The organism is Dermacoccus barathri (assembly GCF_015070805.1).
Lineage (GTDB): Bacteria > Actinomycetota > Actinomycetes > Actinomycetales > Dermatophilaceae > Dermacoccus > Dermacoccus abyssi.
The window spans coordinates 105,188-125,507 of sequence record NZ_JADCTK010000007.1 but is presented as its reverse complement, the minus strand read 5'-3'; the positions used below and the strand labels follow the sequence as shown (position 1 = coordinate 125,507).

23 protein-coding genes are annotated in these 20,320 nt (G+C 69.1%); 15 read left to right on the top strand and 8 right to left on the bottom strand.

Features of this window, described 5'->3' with window-relative positions:
* Nucleotides 1-38: 38 nt before the first annotated feature.
* From IM689_RS13205 to IM689_RS13195, 3 genes are all read left to right on the top strand, one after another.
* A complete protein-coding gene (locus IM689_RS13205; protein ID WP_193644367.1) occupies nucleotides 39-2,951 on the top strand; it encodes an FAD-binding and (Fe-S)-binding domain-containing protein in 2,913 nt (970 codons plus the stop codon).
* Nucleotides 2,952-3,562: 611 nt separating this feature from the next.
* Nucleotides 3,563-4,078, top strand: a complete 516-nt coding sequence (locus tag IM689_RS13200; protein ID WP_193644332.1) for a hypothetical protein — start codon at nucleotides 3,563-3,565, stop codon at nucleotides 4,076-4,078.
* 123 nt (nucleotides 4,079-4,201) lie between these two features.
* Nucleotides 4,202-4,687, top strand: a complete 486-nt coding sequence (locus IM689_RS13195) for a hypothetical protein (RefSeq protein ID WP_193644331.1) — start codon at nucleotides 4,202-4,204, stop codon at nucleotides 4,685-4,687.
* Nucleotides 4,688-4,726: 39 nt separating this feature from the next.
* Here the strand turns inward: IM689_RS13195 and IM689_RS13190 are convergent, their stop codons facing one another.
* Genes IM689_RS13190 through IM689_RS15090 form a run of 4 tightly spaced genes read right to left on the bottom strand, consistent with a single transcriptional unit; the run spans nucleotide 4,727 to nucleotide 8,091 of the window.
* Nucleotides 4,727-5,593: a 5-oxoprolinase subunit C family protein gene (locus IM689_RS13190; protein WP_193644330.1), complete on the bottom strand. Its 867-nt coding sequence runs from the start codon at nucleotides 5,591-5,593 to the stop codon at nucleotides 4,727-4,729.
* Nucleotides 5,590-6,213: a 5-oxoprolinase subunit B family protein gene (locus IM689_RS13185; RefSeq protein WP_319803891.1), complete on the bottom strand. Its 624-nt coding sequence runs from the start codon at nucleotides 6,211-6,213 to the stop codon at nucleotides 5,590-5,592. The genes IM689_RS13190 and IM689_RS13185 overlap by 4 nt, the downstream gene beginning before the upstream one ends.
* Nucleotides 6,210-6,992 carry a LamB/YcsF family protein gene (locus IM689_RS13180; RefSeq protein ID WP_193644329.1) on the bottom strand — a complete coding sequence of 261 codons (783 nt, stop codon included), beginning with the start codon at nucleotides 6,990-6,992 and terminating at the stop codon, nucleotides 6,210-6,212. The genes IM689_RS13185 and IM689_RS13180 overlap by 4 nt, the downstream gene beginning before the upstream one ends.
* A gap of 31 nt (nucleotides 6,993-7,023) precedes the next feature.
* Nucleotides 7,024-8,091 carry a GNAT family N-acetyltransferase gene (locus tag IM689_RS15090; protein WP_193644328.1) on the bottom strand — a complete coding sequence of 356 codons (1,068 nt, stop codon included), beginning with the start codon at nucleotides 8,089-8,091 and terminating at the stop codon, nucleotides 7,024-7,026.
* 119 nt (nucleotides 8,092-8,210) lie between these two features.
* Between IM689_RS15090 and fdxA the strand changes: the two genes are divergently transcribed.
* From fdxA to IM689_RS13160, 3 genes are all read left to right on the top strand, one after another.
* Nucleotides 8,211-8,534, top strand: a complete 324-nt coding sequence (gene fdxA, locus IM689_RS13170; protein ID WP_047310317.1) for a ferredoxin — start codon at nucleotides 8,211-8,213, stop codon at nucleotides 8,532-8,534.
* 140 nt (nucleotides 8,535-8,674) lie between these two features.
* Nucleotides 8,675-9,790, top strand: coding sequence for a succinyldiaminopimelate transaminase (gene dapC, locus IM689_RS13165; RefSeq protein ID WP_193644327.1), 1,116 nt, complete (start codon nucleotides 8,675-8,677; stop codon nucleotides 9,788-9,790).
* A gap of 121 nt (nucleotides 9,791-9,911) precedes the next feature.
* A complete protein-coding gene (locus IM689_RS13160; RefSeq protein ID WP_187035790.1) occupies nucleotides 9,912-11,174 on the top strand; it encodes a citrate synthase in 1,263 nt (420 codons plus the stop codon).
* 71 nt (nucleotides 11,175-11,245) lie between these two features.
* On the opposite strand, the gene IM689_RS13155 is transcribed toward IM689_RS13160, so the two are convergent.
* Together IM689_RS13155 and dapD are read right to left on the bottom strand one after the other, a co-directional pair.
* Nucleotides 11,246-11,452 carry a hypothetical protein gene (locus tag IM689_RS13155; protein ID WP_129662554.1) on the bottom strand — a complete coding sequence of 69 codons (207 nt, stop codon included), beginning with the start codon at nucleotides 11,450-11,452 and terminating at the stop codon, nucleotides 11,246-11,248.
* Nucleotides 11,453-11,604: 152 nt separating this feature from the next.
* Nucleotides 11,605-12,534 (bottom strand): 2,3,4,5-tetrahydropyridine-2,6-dicarboxylate N-succinyltransferase, encoded by a 930-nt coding sequence (gene dapD / locus IM689_RS13150; RefSeq protein WP_129662556.1) that lies wholly within the window; start codon nucleotides 12,532-12,534, stop codon nucleotides 11,605-11,607.
* Between the two features lie 71 nt (nucleotides 12,535-12,605).
* Between dapD and dapE the strand changes: the two genes are divergently transcribed.
* The 5 genes from dapE (at nucleotide 12,606) to IM689_RS13125 (ending at nucleotide 16,301) form a co-directional block, all read left to right on the top strand.
* On the top strand, nucleotides 12,606-13,676 hold the full coding sequence (gene dapE, locus IM689_RS13145; RefSeq protein WP_193644326.1) for a succinyl-diaminopimelate desuccinylase: 1,071 nt from the start codon (nucleotides 12,606-12,608) through the stop codon (nucleotides 13,674-13,676).
* A gap of 23 nt (nucleotides 13,677-13,699) precedes the next feature.
* On the top strand, nucleotides 13,700-14,083 hold the full coding sequence (locus IM689_RS13140; RefSeq protein ID WP_240730072.1) for a YidH family protein: 384 nt from the start codon (nucleotides 13,700-13,702) through the stop codon (nucleotides 14,081-14,083).
* Nucleotides 14,080-14,439, top strand: coding sequence for a DUF202 domain-containing protein (locus IM689_RS13135; protein WP_193644325.1), 360 nt, complete (start codon nucleotides 14,080-14,082; stop codon nucleotides 14,437-14,439). Before IM689_RS13140 ends, IM689_RS13135 begins: the two co-directional genes overlap by 4 nt.
* 214 nt (nucleotides 14,440-14,653) lie before the next feature.
* Nucleotides 14,654-15,673, top strand: a complete 1,020-nt coding sequence (locus tag IM689_RS13130) for a glutathione S-transferase C-terminal domain-containing protein (protein ID WP_319803890.1) — start codon at nucleotides 14,654-14,656, stop codon at nucleotides 15,671-15,673.
* 70 nt (nucleotides 15,674-15,743) lie between these two features.
* The gene (locus IM689_RS13125) at nucleotides 15,744-16,301 is read left to right on the top strand and encodes a cysteine hydrolase family protein (RefSeq protein ID WP_193644324.1); all 558 of its coding nucleotides are present in this window, start codon (nucleotides 15,744-15,746) and stop codon (nucleotides 16,299-16,301) included.
* Between the two features lie 89 nt (nucleotides 16,302-16,390).
* On the opposite strand, the gene IM689_RS13120 is transcribed toward IM689_RS13125, so the two are convergent.
* On the bottom strand, nucleotides 16,391-17,020 hold the full coding sequence (locus IM689_RS13120; RefSeq protein WP_193644323.1) for a TetR family transcriptional regulator: 630 nt from the start codon (nucleotides 17,018-17,020) through the stop codon (nucleotides 16,391-16,393).
* A gap of 213 nt (nucleotides 17,021-17,233) precedes the next feature.
* Here IM689_RS13120 and IM689_RS13115 point away from each other — a divergent pair, with 213 nt between their 5' ends.
* Genes IM689_RS13115 through IM689_RS13105 form a run of 3 tightly spaced genes read left to right on the top strand, consistent with a single transcriptional unit; the run spans nucleotide 17,234 to nucleotide 18,997 of the window.
* A complete protein-coding gene (locus IM689_RS13115; RefSeq protein WP_240730073.1) occupies nucleotides 17,234-18,028 on the top strand; it encodes an LOG family protein in 795 nt (264 codons plus the stop codon).
* The gene (locus tag IM689_RS13110; RefSeq protein ID WP_193644322.1) at nucleotides 18,025-18,429 is read left to right on the top strand and encodes a DivIVA domain-containing protein; all 405 of its coding nucleotides are present in this window, start codon (nucleotides 18,025-18,027) and stop codon (nucleotides 18,427-18,429) included. Before IM689_RS13115 ends, IM689_RS13110 begins: the two co-directional genes overlap by 4 nt.
* Entirely contained in the window at nucleotides 18,416-18,997 is a 582-nt protein-coding gene (locus tag IM689_RS13105; RefSeq protein WP_193644321.1) for a DNA-3-methyladenine glycosylase I, read from the top strand. The genes IM689_RS13110 and IM689_RS13105 overlap by 14 nt, the downstream gene beginning before the upstream one ends.
* A gap of 81 nt (nucleotides 18,998-19,078) precedes the next feature.
* Here the strand turns inward: IM689_RS13105 and IM689_RS13100 are convergent, their stop codons facing one another.
* Nucleotides 19,079-19,876 (bottom strand): enoyl-CoA hydratase/isomerase family protein, encoded by a 798-nt coding sequence (locus IM689_RS13100; RefSeq protein ID WP_047310308.1) that lies wholly within the window; start codon nucleotides 19,874-19,876, stop codon nucleotides 19,079-19,081.
* A gap of 231 nt (nucleotides 19,877-20,107) precedes the next feature.
* Between IM689_RS13100 and IM689_RS13095 the strand changes: the two genes are divergently transcribed.
* Entirely contained in the window at nucleotides 20,108-20,275 is a 168-nt protein-coding gene (locus IM689_RS13095) for a DUF3117 domain-containing protein (protein ID WP_082128596.1), read from the top strand.
* Nucleotides 20,276-20,320 lie beyond the last annotated feature (45 nt).

The following is a 20,320-nucleotide window of genomic DNA, read 5'->3' as shown; positions in this document are numbered from 1 at the left end:
CCACGAGCGTGCTCGGGGACAATGGCGACGTGACCACGATGCCGAAGCCTGCCGCCGAAGTGACCGCTCACGCCGCGACGATCGATGTCGAAACCATCGCGCACGAACTGCGGCACCACGAGGTGGGCGACGTTCTCGTCGACGGTACGAACCGCGCCGCCTACTCGAGCGATGCAAGCCTCTACCGCGTGCTGCCGCGGGCGATCGTGCGTCCGCGCAACACCGACGACGTGCTGGAGACTCTCGCCGTCGCACGCATGCTCGGGGTGCCGATCACGCCCCGCGGCGCCGGTACGTCCTGTGCGGGCAACGCCGTGGGCCCGGGCATCGTGCTCGACTTCAGCAAGCACATGAACAAGGTGCTCGACGTCGATGTCGCAGCAGGCCGGGCCGTCGTCGAGGCGGGCGTCGTACACCAGAGCCTGCAGAAGGCCGTCGTGCCGCACGGCGTGCGATTCGGGCCGGACCCGTCGTCGCACACCCGGTGCACGATCGGCGGCATGATCGGCAACAACGCGTGCGGGTCGCGCGCGCTGGCGTACGGCAAGACGAGCGACAACCTCCTCGGCATGGAGATGGCCACGGCCGCAGGGGAGTTGCTGCGCCTCGACCATGGTGCGCCGCGCGATCAGCTGACGTCGACTCATCCCTACCTCGAGCGGCTCGACGCCCTCGTCGGCGGCAACCTCGCCACGGTCCGTCAGGAGTTCGGTCGCTTCGACCGCCAGGTCTCCGGCTACGCCATGGAGACGCTCCTGCCCGAGCGCGGCTTCGACGTCACCCGCTTCATGGCGGGCACCGAGGGTACCCTCGGCGTGCTCACGGAGGCGACGGTGCGTCTTGTCACCGACCCGACGCACCGCGTCCTCGTCGCCCTCGGCTACGAGGACATGGCGAGTGCCGGCGACGCGGCACCGCTCGTGCGCGCCTTCGACCCCATCGCGTGTGAGGGCATGGATCGTCGCTTGGTCGACGTGCTCATCGCTCGCCGCGGCGCGCAGGCCGTGCCCGCGCTGCCGAAGGGCTCGGGGTGGCTGCTCGTCGAGATCGCGGGTGACGACCACGCCGAGGTCATGGCGCGCGCTGAGGCCTGCCTCGTCGGCTGCAATGCTCTCGACGGACGCGTCGTCACCGATGTCGCCGAGTCGACGGCCCTGTGGAAGGTGCGCGAGGACGGCGCCGGCCTGGCCGGGCGCTCGCCCAAGGATCTGCCCGCGTGGCCGGGTTGGGAGGACGCCGCCGTCCCGCCGGAGAAGCTGGGCGCGTACCTGCGTGACTTCGACGAACTCATGGCCGGCTACAACCTCTCCGGCCTGCCCTACGGTCACTTCGGTGACGGGTGCCTGCACATCCGCATCGACTTCCCCCTCGGCGCCCCCGGCGGCACCGATGTGCTGCACGAGTTCCTCGGTGAGTCGGCGAAACTCGTAGCTCGCTACGGCGGTTCGATGTCCGGCGAGCACGGTGACGGGCGGGCCCGCAGCGAGTACCTCGCTTCGATGTACTCGCCGGAGGCACTCGGGCTGTTCGCCGGCGTCAAGGAGATCTTCGACCCGACGAACCTGCTCAACCCCGGTGTTCTCGTCGACCCCAACCCTGCTGCGGCCGACGTCCGAATGGCACACGTCGCGCCCCTGACGAGGAACCTGGCTCTTGCCTACGCCCACGACGGCGGCGACTTCGCGAAGGCCGTCCACCGGTGCACCGGTGTCGGAAAGTGTCGCGCCAGCACGCTCGGTACCACGAACGTCATGTGCCCGAGCTACGCCGCCACCGGCGACGAGAAGGACTCGACGCGCGGCCGCGCCCGCCTCCTGCAGGAGATGGTGAACGGCGGCCTCGACGGCGGTTTCGTGCGCGACGGCTGGAAGTCGAAGGAGGTGCACGACGCGCTCGACCTGTGTCTGTCGTGCAAGGGCTGCACCTCTGATTGTCCGACCGGTATCGACATGCCGGCGTTCAAGTCCGAGGTGTTGCACCAGACGTACAAGGGGCGCGTGCGGCCGCGCTCGCACTATGCGCTCGGTCAGCTGCCGCGGTGGGTTCGCCTGGGCCGTCGCGCGACGGGGCTGTTCAACCTCGCGCTGGCCACGACGCAGAAGGTGCCGGTGCTCAAGAAGGTGGCCGGCGTCGACCCGCGCCGCAGCGTTCCGGCGATGGCGCGTGAGTCGTTCCGCGACTGGTGCCGCACGCACGATGTGAGCTTCTTCGAGGATGCCGACCGCGCGGGCTCGGTGAGCGAGAACGCCGTCGTCATCATGGTCGACACCTTCACCGATCACTTCTCGCCCGAGGTCGGCCAGGCCGCCGTGCGCGTGCTGCGTCGTGCGGGATGGGAGCCCTACATCGTCGAGCGCGCGGGATGTTGCGGCCTGACGTGGATCTCCACCGGCCAGCTCGACGGGGCCAAGAAGCAACTTCGCGGACTCGTGGGCGATCTCGCGCCGGTCGCGCGCCGCCACGTGCCCGTCATCGGACTCGAGCCTTCGTGCACAGCCGTGCTGCGGGGCGACTCCGCCGAACTGTTGCCCGGAGACGAGGACGCTGCCCTCGTCGCGCGCTCGACCTCGACGCTCGCGGAGTTCCTCGCGGGGGACGACGCGTGGACCGCGCCCGACCTGAGCGGCACCGATGTCGTCGCCCAGCCGCACTGCCACCACCACGGCGTCATGGGCTGGTCGCCCGACGCGAAGCTGCTCAAGGACGCCGGCGCGAACCTCCAGCAGCTCGGCGGGTGCTGCGGGCTCGCCGGCAACTTCGGCGTCGAACAGGGGCACTACGAGGTCTCCGTCAAGGTCGCCGAACAGCAGTTGCTCCCGGCCATGGATGCCCGTCCCGACGCCGATGTGCTCGCCGATGGGTTCTCGTGCCGAACACAGATCGCGGACCTCACGGAGCGTCGGGGCATCCACCTGGCGCAGCTGCTCGATCGCGCCCAGAGCGAGCAGTAGGGCAGTTCGGCGCGTTGGCGCCGCGTGGCTGTGCGGCGCGTCTACGGTGAACCCACGAGCGAAGGGGCAACCGATGACGCACTGCAGGGCCACCGATCAGAGGGTGCCTGCGCTCCGCAGCGACCCGGGGCCGTCGTCGTGAGACGCAGTACGTCGATCCCGGCGGTGCTGCTCGCGGCCGTCGTCAGCTTCTTCATGGCTTGGTTCGGGTTCGTCGCGATCTTCGCCACGAACAACGGGTTCGACGGCCCGTCGGCCCTCAGTTCGACGCTCACGGTCGTGACTTGCGTCGGCACGGGCGTCGTAGCGCTCGTGTGCGTGTTGCGACTGTGGACCTCGCGCGTGGGCGATCTCGGCCGTGCCTTCGCCACGATCCCGTTCGTCCTCGTCATCGTGGCGGCGATCTGGTTCCTCGTCAGTGCGTTCGGCGGCGAGCAGGGCCACGACTTCGGCCTGGCCGGCCCCGATGGCGCCTGGCTCGCACTCGTCCTCACCTGCTTCAACCTTGCCCTCGCGGGCGGTTTCGTGGCCGGCCTCGGGGCGATCGAGCGGCACGCCGACCGCGGTCGCAGACCCTGCAGGCCCCGCACAGTGCCGTCGAGAGTGCCCCCGTGGCGCCGAGTTCGTCGGCGGTGCCTGACGCCGGCAACCCAGTGCTCCGCGGCGTCGGCCAGGTGCACGAACTGCCGACGTGGTTCGGGTGGAGCAGCGCCGTCGCGGCGGTTGTCATTGCGATCGCCCTGGCCCTCGTCAACCGCTACGTCGCGCTGTCCACCGTCAGTGGAAGCGGGAGCGCTGGAGCGTCGGGCCAGCGGGCTGTCATCGGCCTGATCGCCACTGCCCTCCTTCTCGTCTCGGCGATCGGGTGTGTGTTGGCGCTGCGGGGACAGCCCCTCGGTTTCGGTACGCGCGCCGTTGCCTTCTTCGCCTACGGCCTCGCAGCGTTCGGCCTCAGCATGGGGCTGCTCTCCGAGATCGTCGCCTTCGTCGCGTTTCCCACCTCGGGCGGTGGGGACGGCGAATCGGGCGGCTACGAGGTGCTCCTTCCGGCGTTGCTGTCGCTCGTCCTGCCGCGGTTCGTGCGAGGTGGTGCCCGCACCGACGTCACGCAGCTTCACGCCGGCTGACTCGAGCCCCGCGCAGCAGTTCCCACGCGATGCAGATCGGTTGCAACCGAACGGGGCGTCCCTGCGTCCTAGGGGTTGAAGGCGGTCGGCGAACGCCGAGCGAACAACTGCAGGGGGTTGGTCATGGCCATGTGGGAAGCCACGCAGGAGCACGAGACGTCGTTCACCGAGGAGTTCGGGCGCGACCTGCTCGTCCTCGCCGCTGGAATGGGCGTCGCTGCGACGCTCGGTGCCGTTGCGGTCTGGGTCGTCGAGCCCGTCGGTCTGCTCACCGGGTGGAACCGTAGCGCCGCGCTGTGGAGCCTCGTGCCCGCGCTCGCGCTCCTCGCCGCGCACTGGCAGGTGGCCAAGGCCTGGACGGGCGGTTCGCGGGTTCCCGGGGTCGATTCGCGCGCCACGATCCTCGCGGCGCTCATGCTGGCGCCCGCCGTCCTCCTCCTGAGCGGAGCCCTCGTCGCGGCTCTCGTCGGTCTCGTGGGTGGGCCGAGGCACACCAACCTCGTGGCCGACGACCTCACGACGGGCGCGCACCTCTTGCGCGCCGGGGTGGGCGTCGTGATCGGCGTCGGGGTCGCCCTCGCCGCACGTCGCCTCACGCACCGTCGCTGAGGGAACCTCCGACCTCCGCGGTCACTCGGCCAGGCTCGGTCAGAGCGTTCGGCGCTCGCAGACGAAGCGCACGCGGGTGCCGGGCCGAGCCTGAGCGAGATGGTCGACGTCCTCGTCGCGGATCACGGCGATGACGGGGTAGCCGCCCGTCGTGGGGTGGTCGGCGAGAAACACGATCGGCTGACCGTTCGCGGGTACCTGGATCGCTCCGCGCACGAGTCCTTCGCTCGCCAACTCGCCAACGCGCGACCGCTTCAGAGCTGACCCCAGCAACCTGACGCCGACTCGATCACCCTCGGCGCTCACCTCCCACGCCTTCGCCGTGAACGCGGCGCGAGCTTCGTCGGTGAACCAGTCGTCACGTGGCCCCCACACCGCGCGGAGCAACAGGTCACCGGAGCGCACGAACGCGGTGCCGGCATCGACGCCCGGTACGTCGCCTGCGGTGTCGTCGCCGAATGGCAGTTCGTCGCCGACCGTCACCGGGGCGGGCCCCAGACCTGTCGTCGGGTCGCTCGAACGCGATCCGAGCACCGGCACCACCGCGAAGCCACCGCGAACGGCGAGGTAGGTACGCAGGCCGTGCGTCGGCGCACCGACGGCGATGTCGTCACCCGCCCGCACGTGCACGGCCTCGCCGAAGGCGACAGGACGCCCGGCCACGTTCACTGCCGCGGGCGCTCCGGTGAGCGCGATGACGGCATCGGTCGTCACGCTCGCGCGCAGACCACCGAGAAGCACCTCGAGGGTGGCCGCACCCTCTGCATTGCCGACGAGGGTGTTCGCCAGTCGGTGGCTCGCTCGATCGGCCGCGCCGGAGGGACACACCCCGAGGTGGCCACACCCGGGGCGTCCGAGATCCTCGACGAGGGCCAGCGGCCCGAGCGCCTTCACGACGAGGCTCATCGGTCCTCCTCGACAAACCGCACCCGCGTGCCTGGTACGAGCACAGCCGGCGGCGTGCGATCCGCGTTCCACAGGTCGACGTCGCTCATTCCGATGAGCTGCCAGCCACCGGGGGAGGAGCGGGGGTAGAGGCCGGTGAAGTCGCCGGCGAGCGCAACCGAACCGGCAGGAATCCGGGTTCGAGGTGACTCGCGGCGGGGAACGGTGAGGCCGCCGTCAGAGCCGATGAGGTAACCGAACCCCGGCATGAACCCTGCGAATTCGACCGTCCAGAGCTGGCCGGTGTGGCGCGACACGACCTCGTCGGCGTCGATGCCCAGGTGCTCTGCCACCCAGTCGAGATCCGCGCCGTCGTAGCGCACCCTGAGCTCGACGACGTCGCTCGTCGCGTTGCCATGAGCTTCTTCGGTCAGGTCGAGCGCCCGCACAGCCGCTGCCACTCCGGCCACGGCGTCCGGATCGGTGCAGCGCACGAGCACGGTCGTCGCTGCCGGAACGTGCTCGACGACGCCGTCGATCGACGTGCGGCGCAGAGCCGCGTCGACCCTGCGACGTTCTTGGGCATCGGTGAGGTCGATGAGGAAGGCACGCTCCCCGACCGGGCGCAGCTCGCACGTCACACGAACGCCGCGATCGTCGCGCCGGCTCCGGTGAGCGACTCCTTGACGCGTACCGCCATGTCCACGGCACCGGGCGAATCGCCGTGGACGCAGATGGACTCGGCGTCGATGCGCGCCCGCGAACCGTCGATGGCTTCGACCTCGCCGGTCGTCACGAGCGAGAGCATGCGCTCGGCGACGAGGGCGGGGTCGTGGAGGACGGCGCCGGGTTCGCGCCGCGGCACGAGGGTTCCTTCGGCGGTGTAGGCGCGGTCGGCGAAGGCCTCACGCACGGCGCGGATACCGCGGGACTCGGCGAGGTCGAGCACGACGCCACCGGGCAACCCCAGGATCGCGAGCGGCTGCCGCGCGGCCGCGTTGAACCGCTCGACGGCTCGGACGACGGCCTCAGCCTGCGCTTCGTGGTGGACGATGGCGTTGTAGAGCGCCCCGTGGGGTTTCACGTAGCCGACGCTCGTGCCGTGCGCGCGGGCGACGCCGTCGATGGCGGCGAGCTGGTAGAGCACCTCGGCCTTGAGGCGGGCGGGTTCGACGTCGACGAAGGTGCGCCCGAAGCCGGCGAGGTCGCGGTAGGCGACGTGCGCGCCGATCGTGACGCCCCGCTCGGCTGCTGCGGCACACGTGCGGGCGAGGACGAGGGGGTCGCCGGCGTGAAAGCCGCAGGCGACGTTCGCCGAGGAGACGACATCGAGGAGGGCCGCGTCGTCGCCCATTGTCCAGGCCCCGAAGGATTCGCCCATGTCGGCGTTGAGGTCGATGGTGCGCGCGTCGGCAGACATGCAGGCAGAATCGTCGACTCGCACGGGCGCGTCAAGCGGTTCGCGGGCTCGCCGGTTCGGGCGTGCGAAGGTAGACGTAGGTGTGGTGCACCGTGAACCCAAGGCTCTTGTAGAGCGCAACGGCAGGCGTGTTTTCGGCACCGACCTGAAGGTAGAGCGAGCGCGCACCGCGGCGAGCCGCTTCGTCGGCACACCGCCCGACGAGGGCTCGCGCGAGACCGCGTCGGCGCCGCTCGGGCGTGACGGCAACTTCGAACAACCCGCCCCAACCCTGAGCGAGGGCCATGCGCCCGTGCGCCACCGTCACGCCTTCCTCGCGCACTGTGACGAAGGCCTGACTCGGCGAGCCGGTGAGGATCCGTCGTGCCACGGCGTCGTGCGAGCGGGCGCGCTCATCGGCGAGTTGCCACCACTCGGGCGTGATGTCCGCGTCGACCTCGACGTCCAGTGACCTCGTCGAAGGCTCGGTGCCTCGGTCGCTCACCTCGGCGCTCGCCGCCGTCATGACGAGCGTCGGGGAGGTCACCTGCCACCCCATGGCCGTGACCTCACGGACGAAGTCGTCGTCCTGCGGTCCGGAGTCCGGTGCGAGCGGTACCTGGAGCAGGGGCGGCAAGCCTCGTTCGCGGTACCAGGTGATGATGTCGTCGAGCGCCGTCACGGTTTCCCGCTCGGTGGGCCCGAGAACGAGGCACGAGTTGGCCCGCCGCGTGTAGCCCTCGCCGGCTCGCAGCAGCCAGCGCCCACGGCGTTCGACCTCGAGCGGGCGCCAGCCGTCCACCATGAGTTCCTCGAGGTCGCTCACCGTGACGGCCCGGTGCGGGCGGCCTCGCCGCCCGGGCGACGGCGGAATCTCCTTGGCGGCCACGACATCCGACACCGCGATCTCGACGTGCGGCCCGCGCCGCGGTTCGACGACGAGCGTCGAAACATCGCGACGCACGAGGGTGCCGACGACGTCGGTGAGGGTGTGCCCGGCGCCCGGCGTCCCGGCGGCGGAGCCCCTCTCGGCGTCGCTCAACCGGCGGCGCACCATGACGCGGGTGCCCTCCCGCAGCGCGGACGTGGGGTCGGGCCGATTTCCAGGTGAGTTGCTCACATCGGCATACTAGGAGTGGGACTCGGAACGTTGGTAACGTAATGTTCTGAAATGCATAACGTTCGCTTTTGCTTCCGCAGTCGAAAGCGCAACGCACGACGATCAGCGAGGAGCTATTCGTGACCTACGTCATCGCCCAGCCCTGTGTCGATGTCAAGGACAAGGCCTGCATCGAAGAGTGCCCGGTCGACTGCATCTACGAAGGTGAGCGTTCGCTCTACATCCACCCTGACGAGTGCGTCGACTGTGGTGCCTGCGAGCCGGTCTGCCCGGTCGAGGCCATCTACTACGAGGATGACACCCCCGAGGAGTGGGCCGACTACTACAAGGCGAACGTCGAGTTCTTCGACGACCTCGGTTCGCCCGGTGGCGCCGCCAAGATGGGCGTCATCAAGAAGGACCACCCGATCATCGCGGAGCTGCCTCCGCAGAACGAGGAGTGAGGCGAAGCCTCTTCGTCGTGACCGACGTGCTGCCCGTTGTCCCGTGTGGGGCGGCGGGCTTCGCGTATTCCCGAGAGCGTGGTCACCCGGATGCGTGGACAGTGCGAATCCCGCGTCGCACCCGGTGAGAGGATGGACGCATGGCGCTCGATCTCCCCGATTTCCCCTGGGATTCCTTGGCTGCGGCCAAGGCGAAGGCCCAGGAGCACCCCGACGGCATCGTCGACCTCAGCGTCGGCACGCCCGTGGACCCCACGCCCCGCGTCCTCCAGGAGGCGTTGGCGGAGGCCGCCGACGCGCACGGCTACCCCCAGGTCTGGGGCACGCCGCCCCTGCGCGAGGCCATCGCGGGCTGGTATGCGCGCCGGCGCAACGCAACCGGCGTCAACCCGGACGGCGTCCTGCCGACGATCGGTTCGAAGGAGCTCGTCGCCTGGCTGCCGACGTTGCTCGGTCTGGGCCCCGGCGACGTCGTCGCCTTCCCCGAGGTGGCCTACCCGACGTACGACGTCGGTGCGCGCCTCGCCGGCGCAACGCCGCGCCCGATGCGCAACCTCACCGAGTTCGGCCCCGAGGTGCCGAAGCTGCTGTGGCTCAACAGCCCCGGCAACCCGACCGGGCAGGTGCTGCCCGTCGAACACCTCGCCAAGGTCGTCTCGTGGGCGCGTGAGCGGGGCGTCATCGTCGCCAGCGACGAGTGCTACGCCGAGCTCGACTGGCGCGAAGGTGCCGGCAGCCCCGGCAACCTCACAGCGCCGAGCATCCTCGACGACCGCGTGTGCGGTGGTGACCACACGGGCCTGCTCTCGGTCTACTCCCTGAGCAAGCAGTCGAACCTCGCCGGTTACCGGGCGAGCTTCGTCGCCGGGGACCCGGCGATCGTCGGACGCCTCGTCGAGGTGCGCAAGCACGCGGGCATGATCGTGCCCCGTCCGGTGCAGCGGGTTCTCGAGGTGGCCGTCGGGGACGACGAGCACGTGGCCGCGCAGAAGAAGGTTTACGCCGCGCGTCGCGCGATGCTGCGCCCCGCCCTCGAGAAGGCGGGCTGGCGCATCGATCACTCCGACGCCGGGCTGTACCTCTGGGCCACCCAGGGCCGCCCGTGTCGCGAGTCGGTCGCCGACCTCGCCGAACTCGGCATTCTCGTCGCGCCCGGCGACTTCTACGGCCGCGCCGGGGAGGCGCACGTGCGCATCGCGCTCACCGCGACCGACGAGCGCATCCATGCCGCTGTGACGCGCCTCACAACACTTTGACAGTCCGTCAACGATTTCCGACTACGTACGAGTAGCGGATTAAAAGCAGGGGAAATTCTCGGGTAACGTCGTGCTCGCTACTCCGGTACAACCCTGCCGGTCCGCAAGGAGGAACAACCGAATGACTTCACAGGGCAACGCCACGTTCTCGGCCGACGGCAAGGAACTCGAGTTCCCGCTCGTGCCCGCGGTCGAGGGCTGCAGTGGTTACGACATCTCGTCCCTCATGAAGGAGACCGGCAACGTCACGCTCGACGTCGGCTTCGTCAACACGGCGGCGTGCAAGTCCGCCATCACCTACATCGACGGTGACGAGGGCATCCTGCGTTACCGCGGCTACCCGATCGACGAACTGGCCGAGCACGCCACCTTCCTCGAGGTCGCCGCTCTGCTGTTCGACGGTGAACTGCCGTCCCAGGAGCGCCTTTCCACCCTCAAGGAAGCCGTGCGCGAAGCGTCCGTGCTTCCCGAGGGCCTCGAGAAGATCTTCGACGCCTTCCCCGAGGGCGCGCACCCGATGCACATCCTCTCCTCGGTCGTCCCGGCGCTCGGCACCTACTACGCCGACTCGCTGTCTATCAAGGACGAGGCCGCTATCGAGAAGGCCTCGGCCGCTCTCCTCGGCGCCATCCCGACGCTCGCTGCCTACGCGTACCGCAAGTCGATCGGCGAGAGCTTCATCGCTCCCGACCCGTCGCTCGAGTACGTCGAGAACTTCATGCACATGATGTTCGGCAAGAAGGAGGACAAGGAGACGGTCGACGCACTGGCCATGCTCTTCGTCCTGCACGCCGACCACGAGCAGAACTGCTCCGCCTCGACGGTGCGCATGGTGGGCTCCTCGGAGGCCGACCTCTTCCAGTCGATCACCGCAGGCATCGGCGCCCTGTCGGGTCCGCTGCACGGCGGCGCCAACTCGGCCGTCCTCGAGATGCTCGAGACAATCCAGTCGACGGGCGACACGGCAGAGTCCTTCATGGACAAGGTCAAGAACAAGGTCGACGGCGTGAAGCTCATGGGCTTCGGTCACCGCGTCTACAAGAGCTACGACCCGCGTGCGGCCATCGTCAAGAAGACGACGCACACGATCCTCGAGAAGAACGGCAAGGACGAGCAGCTCGAACTCGCCATGGGCCTCGAGGAGACCGCGCTCAAGGACGACTACTTCGTCCAGCGCAAGCTCTACCCCAACGTCGACTTCTACACCGGCCTCATCTACAAGTCGATGGGCTTCCCGACGGACATGTTCACCGTCCTGTTCGCCATCGGCCGTATGCCCGGTTGGATCGCGCAGTGGCGTGAGCAGAACCAGGACCCGGCCAAGAAGATCGGCCGACCGCGTCAGGTCTACACCGGCGCCACCGAGCGCAGCTACCCGGCCTGATCGCCGAGTTGCCGAAGCGGCCCGCCACCCCTCGAGGGGTGGCGGGCCGCTTCGCGTGGTCGTGGATGGCCTCAGAACAGGCCGATCCAGCCGAGGACGATGAGAAGAACGGGAGCGAGAACCGCCACGAGCAGGAGCCAGGCCACGATCCGGTTGCTGCGACGCTCACCGTTGAGCTGAGAGGCGAACTGGAGGCCGGGGGCTGTCTCGGCTTGGAGGCCGTGGGTACGAACCGGGTCCGGGCGCTCGGGAATCCTCGAGTCGTGTGAGGTCGTCATGGCGCGTCCTTCCGGTGCCGGGGTTGGTGGGCTCACTATGACACGCGGTGGGGCGCCCGGACACCCCTTGCGATGCCTGCAATTTCGCTGTGAACGACGCTCGGCCCTCCCCGCCGTGTGGCGGGGAGGGCCGAGCGGAACGAGCCGTGGCGTCAGTTGGCGTGCAGATCGGCGTTGAGTTCGATGCCCTTGCCCGCACGCGCACGGCACTCGACGGCGCCCGTGGCGGAGTTGCGGATGAACAGCATGTTGTTGCCGCCGGAGAGTTCGACGGCCTTCTTCACGCTGCCGTCGGGCATCGTCACCTTCGTGCCTGCGGTGATGTAGAGGCCCGCCTCGACGACGCAGTCGTCACCGAGCGCGATGCCGAGGCCGGCCTCCGCGCCGAGGAGGCAGCGCTCGCCGAGCGACACGCGCTGCGTGCCGCCGCCGGAGAGAGTGCCCATGATCGATGCTCCGCCGCCGATGTCGGACCCGTTGCCGACGACGACGCCCTGGCTGATGCGCCCCTCGACCATCGAGTGCCCGAGCGTGCCGGCGTTGAAGTTGACGAAGCCCTCGTGCATGACGGTGGTGCCCTCGGCCAGGTGCGCGCCCAGGCGTGCGCGGTCGGCGTCGGCGATGCGCACGCCGCTCGGGGTGACGTAGTCGGTCATGCGGGGGAACTTGTCGATGCCGTAGACCGAGACCTGCCCGCGCTGGCGCAGTCGGGCGCGCGTCATCTCGAAGCCCTCGACGGCGCAGGGGCCGAAGTTCGTCCAGACGACGTTGGCGAGGGCGCCGAAGAGGCCGTCGAGGTTGATCGTGTTCGGCGCGACGAGGCGGTGGCTGAGCAGGTGCAGGCGCAGGTAGGCGTCCGAGGCGTCGCGCGGGGAGGCGTCGAGGTCGACGACGGTGCGCACGACACGCAGGGTCACGCCGCGGTCGGCGTCCTTGCCCTCGAGGACGAGGAGCTCCGCCGGGGCGCCGGCGTCCTCGTCGGGTTCGCCCAGCGCTGGGGCGGGGTACCACGTGTCGAGGGTGGTGTCGTCATCGGTCACGGTGGCGAGGCCGAAGCCCCAGGCGGTACGTGCGTCAGTCATGCGCCCGAGCCTAGCGACCGGCCCCCGCTGCGGGCAGGTCGTTTCGTGAGCCGAGCACTTAGGGTGGGCGCATGGCTTCTCTCGATCTCACGCAGGACGTCGTCACGCTCACCGAATCGCTGTGCAACATCGAGTCGGTCTCGTTGAACGAAGCGGCACTCGCCGACGCCATCGAGGCGGAGCTCGCGAAGCTCGATCACCTCGAGGTCGTGCGGGACGGCAACTCGCTCGTGGCACGCACGAACCTGGGCCGTGACGAGCGCATCGTTCTGGCGGGGCACATCGACACCGTGCCGCTCACGAGCGAGCCGGCGAACCTGCCCGTCAAGCGCGTGAACGGCAAGCTGTGGGGTCGGGGCACGACCGACATGAAGGGCGGGGTCGCCGTCCAGCTCAAGCTCGCGCACGACCTCGTCGCACCGAACCGCGACGTCACCTTCGTGTTCTACGAGGGTGAGGAGATCGAAGACCAGTACAACGGTCTCGGGCGCATCGCGCGCACCCGTCCCGACCTGCTCGAGGGCGCGGCCTTCGCCGTCCTGCTCGAACCGACGAACGGCGGCATCGAGGGCGGCTGCAAGGGCACGCTGCGCGTCCACGTGCGCACCAAGGGCCTCGCTGCGCACTCGGCGCGCCCGTGGAAGGGTGACAACGCCATCCACAAAGCGGCCGGCATCCTGAACCGCCTGCGCGAGTACGAACCGCAGACGGTGAACGTCGACGGCCTCGACTACCACGAGGGCCTCAACGCGGTGAACATCTCCGGTGGCATCGCGGGCAACGTCATCCCGGACGCCTGCACCGTGACGGTCAACTACCGCTTCGCCCCGGACAGGAGCGCCGACGAGGCGCTCGCCTACGTCACCGCCTTCTTCGACGGCTTCGACCTCGAGTGCGACGACCTCGCCGGGGGAGCGCGCCCCGGACTCGACCGCCCCGCCGCGAAGGCCTTCGTCGAGGCGCTCGATCTGCCCGTCGTGGCCAAGGAGGGGTGGACCGACGTGGCCCGCTTCTCGGCCGTCGGCGTGCCCGCGGTCAACTTCGGCCCCGGCGACCCGAACGTCGCCCACATGGACGACGAATGGTGCCCCGAGGACCAGATCGTCGACGCCCTCGAGGCGCTCACCGGCTGGCTCGCCTGAGCGATCGGGTGCGGGAGGACGCTGTGAGCGAACCCGACGGACGGTCACCACTGGCGCGTCGTCTCCTGCCGGACGGTGAGGAACCCGACCCGCGCTTCACCCTGGCCAACGAGCGCACCTTCCTCGCGTGGATGCGCACCGCGCTCGCCTTCGTCGCGGGCGGCGTGGCTGTCGAGGCCTTCACGAACGACTTCATGCCCGAGGTGTGGCGACGCGTCGTTGCTGTGCTGGTCGTCCTCACCGGCCTCGTCATCTCCGTCATGGCGGGCGCTCGATGGCTGAGCGTCGAACGAAGCATGCGAACCGGGCGGCCCCTGCCGGTGCCGTTGCTCGTTCCGCTCCTGTGCGGCACGGGCGCTGTGGCGTCGATCGTGACCGTGCTCATGATCGCGACGCTGAACCGGTGACCGATCTGCACCCCGCGAGGCGTCGTCCCGGGTCCGCCGAGCGGCGGCACGCCGATCCGGGGCTGCAGCCCGAGCGCACCACCCTCGCCTGGGGACGAACGTGCCTCGCCCTGTTCGTGGCGGGGCTCTTCCAACTGCGCTTCGTCCCCGACTACGGCGTGGCCGCGCTCGTTCTGACGAGCTCCTGCGCGGCTGCGGCGCTCGTCCTGTCCGCGACGGCACGCCTGCGTCATCGCAACGCCACCCGGCGGCTGTTGGGCGAGCGGCGCGAGCCCGCGCTCAAGAGCGTCATCGGGCTGAGCGCCGTCGTCGTCGTGCTCGGCCTCGGAGAGATCGTTCTCCTCCTGCGCGGCTGAGGGGACTCCGACTCGGCGCCTGCAAATTCGTGGTTTTGCGCGACTGGTTCCGCGTGGCTAAATGTCCAACTAAATCGTTGGAATCAAATCCAGGAGACTACCTCATGTCTCAGGTGAGCCTGCTTCTGCGGCTGCGCCGCCTCGCCCGAACCGGCGCCTACGACACCGACTCGGACTGACCCCGCACATCTCATCGCCCCAAGGGAGACGCCCCGTGGACGTCGAAGACAAGGACAAGTCGACCGCCTACATCCAGGACCGCATCCTCGATGACCCCGAGGCGCAGTGGCCGGTCGAGGCCGGCCGATACCGTCTCGTCGCCGCGCGAGCGTGCCCCTGGGCCAACCGCTCGGTTATCGTGCGCCGCCTGCTCGGGCTCGAGGACGCCATCTCGCTGGCCCTTCCCGGGCCGAACCACCTCGAGAACTCCTGGACCTTCGATCTCGACCCCGGCGGCGTCGACCCGGTGCTCGGTATCCCGCGCCTCAAGGACGCGTTCGAGAAGCGCCACCCCGGCTATCCGCGCGGCATCACCGTGCCGACGATCGTCGACGTGCCGAGCGGCGAGGTCGTGACGAACAACTTCCCGCAGATCACCGAGGACTTCTTCTTCCAGTGGAGGGCGCACCACCGTGAGGGTGCACCGAACCTCTGGCCGGACGAGGTGCGCGACGAGATGGAGGAGGTCATGGAACGCGTCTTCCGCGGCCTCAACTCGGGCGTCTACCGCGTCGGTTTCGCCACGGATCAGAGCCGTTACGAGGCTGCTTATGCGCAGCTGTTCGAGACGATGGACTGGCTCGAGGAGCGTCTCGCCACGCGTCGCGACCTCGTGGGCGAGCACATCACCGAGGCCGATGTGCGCCTCTTCACGACCCTCGCGCGTTTCGACGCCGTCTACCACGGCCACTTCAAGTGCAACCGCACCAAGCTGACCGAGATGCCGGTGCTGTGGGCGTACGCGCGGGACCTATTCCGCACGCCCGGCTTCGGCGACACGATCAATTTCACGCAGATCAAGGAGTACTACTACGTCGTTCACACCGACATCAACCCGACGCAGATCGTGCCCGGCGGCCCCTCCCTGGAGAACTGGGCGCAGCCGCACGGGCGTGAGGAACTCGGGGGAAGCCCGTTCGGCGACGCGAGAGCTCCCGGTGCTCCCAGCGCCGCCGAGCGCATCACGCCGGCCGACAACCCGCTGCTGCATGACGAGGGGCTCGTCCGTCGTTGATCTCGGCAGGACGCTCCGCCCAGCGTGAGCGTCGGCGCTCACTCATATCCGTACGGAAGGAAGAACACTCGTGCTACCTCTCGATTCCCGCACCGCCCTCGTCGTCGTCGACGTCCAGAAGGGCATCCTCGCGATGCCGCCCAAGGAGGTCGCCGATCAGCTCGTCGAGGCGAACGTAACGATCGCCGACGCCTTCCACGCGGCGGGGCTGCCCGTCGTCTGGGTGCACGCCACCGGCCTGCCGCCGGGGCGCGTCGAGCGCCCGATTCCCGAGGACGACGAACTGCCCGAGTGGTTCGCCGACCTCGATGGGCGGCTGCCTGCCCGCGAGGGTGACCTTCACATCGACAAGCCGCGCACCATCAGTGCCTTCTCCCGCACCGACCTCGCGGAGAAGCTGCGCGCCGAGGGCGTGACGCAGGTCGTGTTCAGCGGCATCGCCATGGGCGCGGGCGTCGAGGCGAGCGCGCGCAGCGCGTTCGACGAGGGCTTCACCGTCACGGTCGTCTCCGACGCCGTCGTCGACGGTGACCCCGAACGTCAGCGTGCCTCGCTCGACCACGACATCCCCTCGATCGGTGGCGTCGCGACCGTTGCCGAGGTGGTGGCGGACCTCGCGAAGCGCTGACCACGCGAGTGAGCTCACCCGAACGACGAAGGGCGAGGTCGAACCTTTGGCGGTTCGATCTCGCCCGTGCGCGTGTTCGACCGGCCGCGTCAGAAGCCGTGTGAGTCCACATCGCCGCGGGCGCCCGCGACGTCGCACTGACCGAGCAGGTTCTTGGCCGCCTCGATGACGTTGCGTCGGCGGGTGTCGAGGTCGACGCCGTCCGGGTCGGCGCTCATCATGTGCGCGATCTGCGGAACGGACGACCACCAGCCGGCCAACGACAGCAGGAGGAACGCGAGGACGTCGGCGTCGACGTTCGTGGCGATCTCACCGTTCTCCTGCCCGGAACGCACCGCCGAGACGCGCGCGGCGTAGTACGCGCGCCGGCGCGACTCGTCGAGGATGGTTCCGCTGTAGGTCAACCCCTCCCACAGGACGAGACGGTTGAGGTGCGGATGCTCGCGGTGATAGTCGAACAGGCCGCCGATGTAGGCGTCGATGTCGAGTCGCCCCGTGGCTGAGACGGGCACGGCCTCGGAGATCGTGCGCAGTTCCCCGTCGAGCACGACGCCGAACAGGGCCTGCTTGTTGCCGAAGTAGTGGTAGATCCGCTCCTTGTTCACGCCGGAGCGCCGGGCGACGTTGTCGATCGTCGTGCCGGCCGGACCCTTCTCGGAGAACTCGAGCAGGGCTGCTTCGAGGATGCGACTCTTCGTCTTTTCGGTGTCCCACGCCATGCTCGTGCCCTGTGCCTTCCCACCCCTGGGCGTCGCACGGTGGTGCGCCGCAACATTCTTCGCAGCAACGTAACAGTTGGACCTGCACTGCGGGTTGTGGCGAACGCGAGGCGACGACGTCGCCCCACCCTGTGGCGGGGGCGCGGCACGCCGTACGTCCTCGGTGAGGGGCAGGACGTGCCCGGCCCCATCGTTTCTGAGAAGCTGTCTTCCGTGAGCGCACCAGAGCGGCAGCAAGCCGACGTCGACCTGCTCGACGACAATCCCTACACGCGGGTGACGCGCGCCGATCGGGGACTCTTCGGTTGGCGCGAGCTCGTCGCCACGCGCTGGCGAGCCATGCGCATCCAGTCGGAGTTCATCCGCGGTTTCTCGGCGCTCGCCGAACTCGGCCCGGCCATCAGCGTCTTCGGTTCTGCGCGTGTGGCCACCGACGATCCCGCCTACCAGGTCGGAGTCGACGTGGGTCGCGCCCTCGTCGAGGAGGGCTTCGCCGTCGTCACGGGCGGCGGTCCGGGTGCGATGGAGGCGGCGAACAAGGGTGCCCGGGAGGCGGGCGGTGTCTCCGTCGGGCTCGGCATCGAGCTGCCGTTCGAGACCGGCCTCAACCCGTACGTCACGACCGGCATGAACTTCCGCTACTTCTTCGTGCGCAAGACGGTATTCGTCAAGTACACGCAGGGCGCGGTCGTGCTGCCCGGCGGCGTGGGCACGCTCGACGAGATGTTCGAGGCGCTCACCCTCGTGCAGACACAGAAGGTCAACCACTACCCGATCGTGCTCGTCGGCGCCGACTTCTGGGAGCCTCTGCGCGGCTGGATGCGCGAGACGCTTCTTTCGCGCGGCATGATCGCTGCTGCCGACGTCGAGCGTCTGCGCATCGTCGACAGGGCTGACGAGGCGCTCGCCTTCATCCGTGAAGCGCACGCAGCTGCTCTGGAAGCCGACCCGGAGGACGTCGCGAAGGTTCGCGCCCAGCAGTCGAACGACCAGGAGGCCACCTCATGATGATCTTGCTCATCGTCGTGCTCGTACTCGTCATCGGTGGCGTGGTCGCCGTCGTCGTCGGACGCGTGGGGGCCGACACCATGAGTTCGCCCACGGAGACGTCGGCATTCGACCTGCCGAAGGGCAAGCTCGGCTCGGCGGGAGTCGATGCCGTGCGCCTCGACCAGTCGCTGCGCGGCTACAACATGGCGCAGGTCGACGCCGTGCTCGACCGGCTCTTCGACGAGATCCACGACCTGGAGGCCCGGTTGGAGCGGAGCGAGCACGACGAACCGCGCAGCGAGAGGGGGCCGGTGTCGCGTTTCGGCGCCGGACGCGTCGAGCCGGAGCGCGCTGACCGCGCCGCGGACGTCGTGCAGTTCCGTCGCCGCCGCGGCGAAGGCGACGATGCTGACGCATGAGCCCGATGGCATCGCACGATGCGGTTGGGTGACGAGTGCGCCCGACTACCTGCGCTATCACGACAGCGAGTGGGGCCGACGGGTGCGCGGTGAGCGCGAGCTGTTCGAACGCCTCATGCTCGAGGCTTTCCAGTCCGGGCTGTCCTGGCTGACGATCCTTCGCAAGCGCGAGGCGTTCCGGGCGGCCTTTCGTGACTTCGACCCGGACACCGTTGCCGGCTTCGGTGACGCCGATGTCGCACGGCTCATGGGCGATGCCGCCATCGTCCGTAATCGGCGCAAGATCGATGCGACCCTGACGAACGCGCGTGCCGTCGTGCGGCTGCGTGACGCGGTTGGCCTCGAACGGCTCATCGAGGAACACGCGCCCGTCGAACACTCGCGTCCCGGCACGCCGGACGAGGTCGTGGGGTTCTCGAGCGAGTCCACCGCCCTGTCGAAAGCGCTCAAGCGTCACGGCTTCGCGCACGTGGGCCCGACGACCTGCTATTCGCTCTTCCAGGCCTGCGGGTTCGTCAACGACCACGCGGTCGGCTGTGCTGCGGGCGACGAGATCGCGGGGGAGTGAACGCCCTAGCCCTTCCGAGAGAGCCGGGGTGGTCAGGGCGTTCCTCGCCACCCCGGCTCGTCACCGTTCGGCGACGTTGCGTCATCGGCCCTCGAAGGTCGGCTTCTCCTTGGCCAGAAACGAGGTCACGGCGCGGCTGTGGTCCTCGGTGGCACCCGTCGCCATCATGCGCGGCTCCTCGAAGTCGAGCGACTCGTCGAGGGAGTGGGTCGAGGCGAACATGAGCGCTTCGCGCATCGCGGCGTAGGCCGCCGTCGGGCCTGCCGCGAGACGGGCGACGAGAGCATCAACCGTCGCGTCCAACTGGTCGTCGGCCACCACCGTGTTGACGAGGCCCAGCTCAAGGGCGCGATCGGCCTTGATGGGTGTTGCATCGAAGAGGAGCTCACGGGCGTGCGCAGGGCCGACGAGGCGTTGCAGGGACCAGCTCGCACCCGTGTCACAGCTCAACCCGATGCCGGCGAAGGCCGTGGTGAAAGTGGCTGATTCCACGGCGACGCGGAAGTCGGCCAGCATGGCGATCGACAGGCCGGCCCCAGCGGTGACGCCGTTGAGCCGGGCGACGACCGGCTTCGGCATCCGTGCGATCTCCCGCGCGATCGGGTTGTAGTGCTCGGCAACGGTCGACAGGGTGCTCCCGCTGCCCCCACTGGCGAGTTGTTCGGCGTGTTCGCGTAGATCCTGTCCGACGCAGAAGCCGCGCCCCTCGCCGGTGAGGACGACGACGCGCGCCGACTCGTCGGAGGCGGCTCGACGCAGCGCGTCGAGCAGTTCGACGCGCGCCTCCGTGGTGAGCGAATTCAGTGCCTTGGGGCGGTTCAGGGTGATGGTTGCGACCGAATTCGAGACGTCGTAGAGGACGGGAGCTTCAGAAGTCATGCCCCCAATTCAATCGCATCCACCCCGACGAATGGTGACGCGCGCCACTCCGCGATTTCGTCTGGCCGAAAAAGCGCGTCATACTAGTAGCAACAAGCCCCGTCGCGCACGCGCGACACGGCCCGTCACACCCGGTGGGCCCGTCGGTGATCCCTCGTGGAACACCCGGTGGACGGCGGAGCGCGATCGAGAACGGCACGCGCCCGCGCGTGCACCTGAAAGGGGTCATCCATGGCAGCCATGAAGCCTCGGACCGGCGACGGTCCGCTCGAGGTCACCAAGGAGGGTCGCAGCATCCTGCTGCGTATGCCTCTCGAGGGCGGCGGCCGTCTCGTCGTCGAAATGAACGCTGACGAGGCGAAGGCCCTCGGTGACGCGATCAAGGGCTGCGTCGGCTGACGCACGCTGATCGCGAACCACGAAGAAGGCGCTCACCCCGCGACG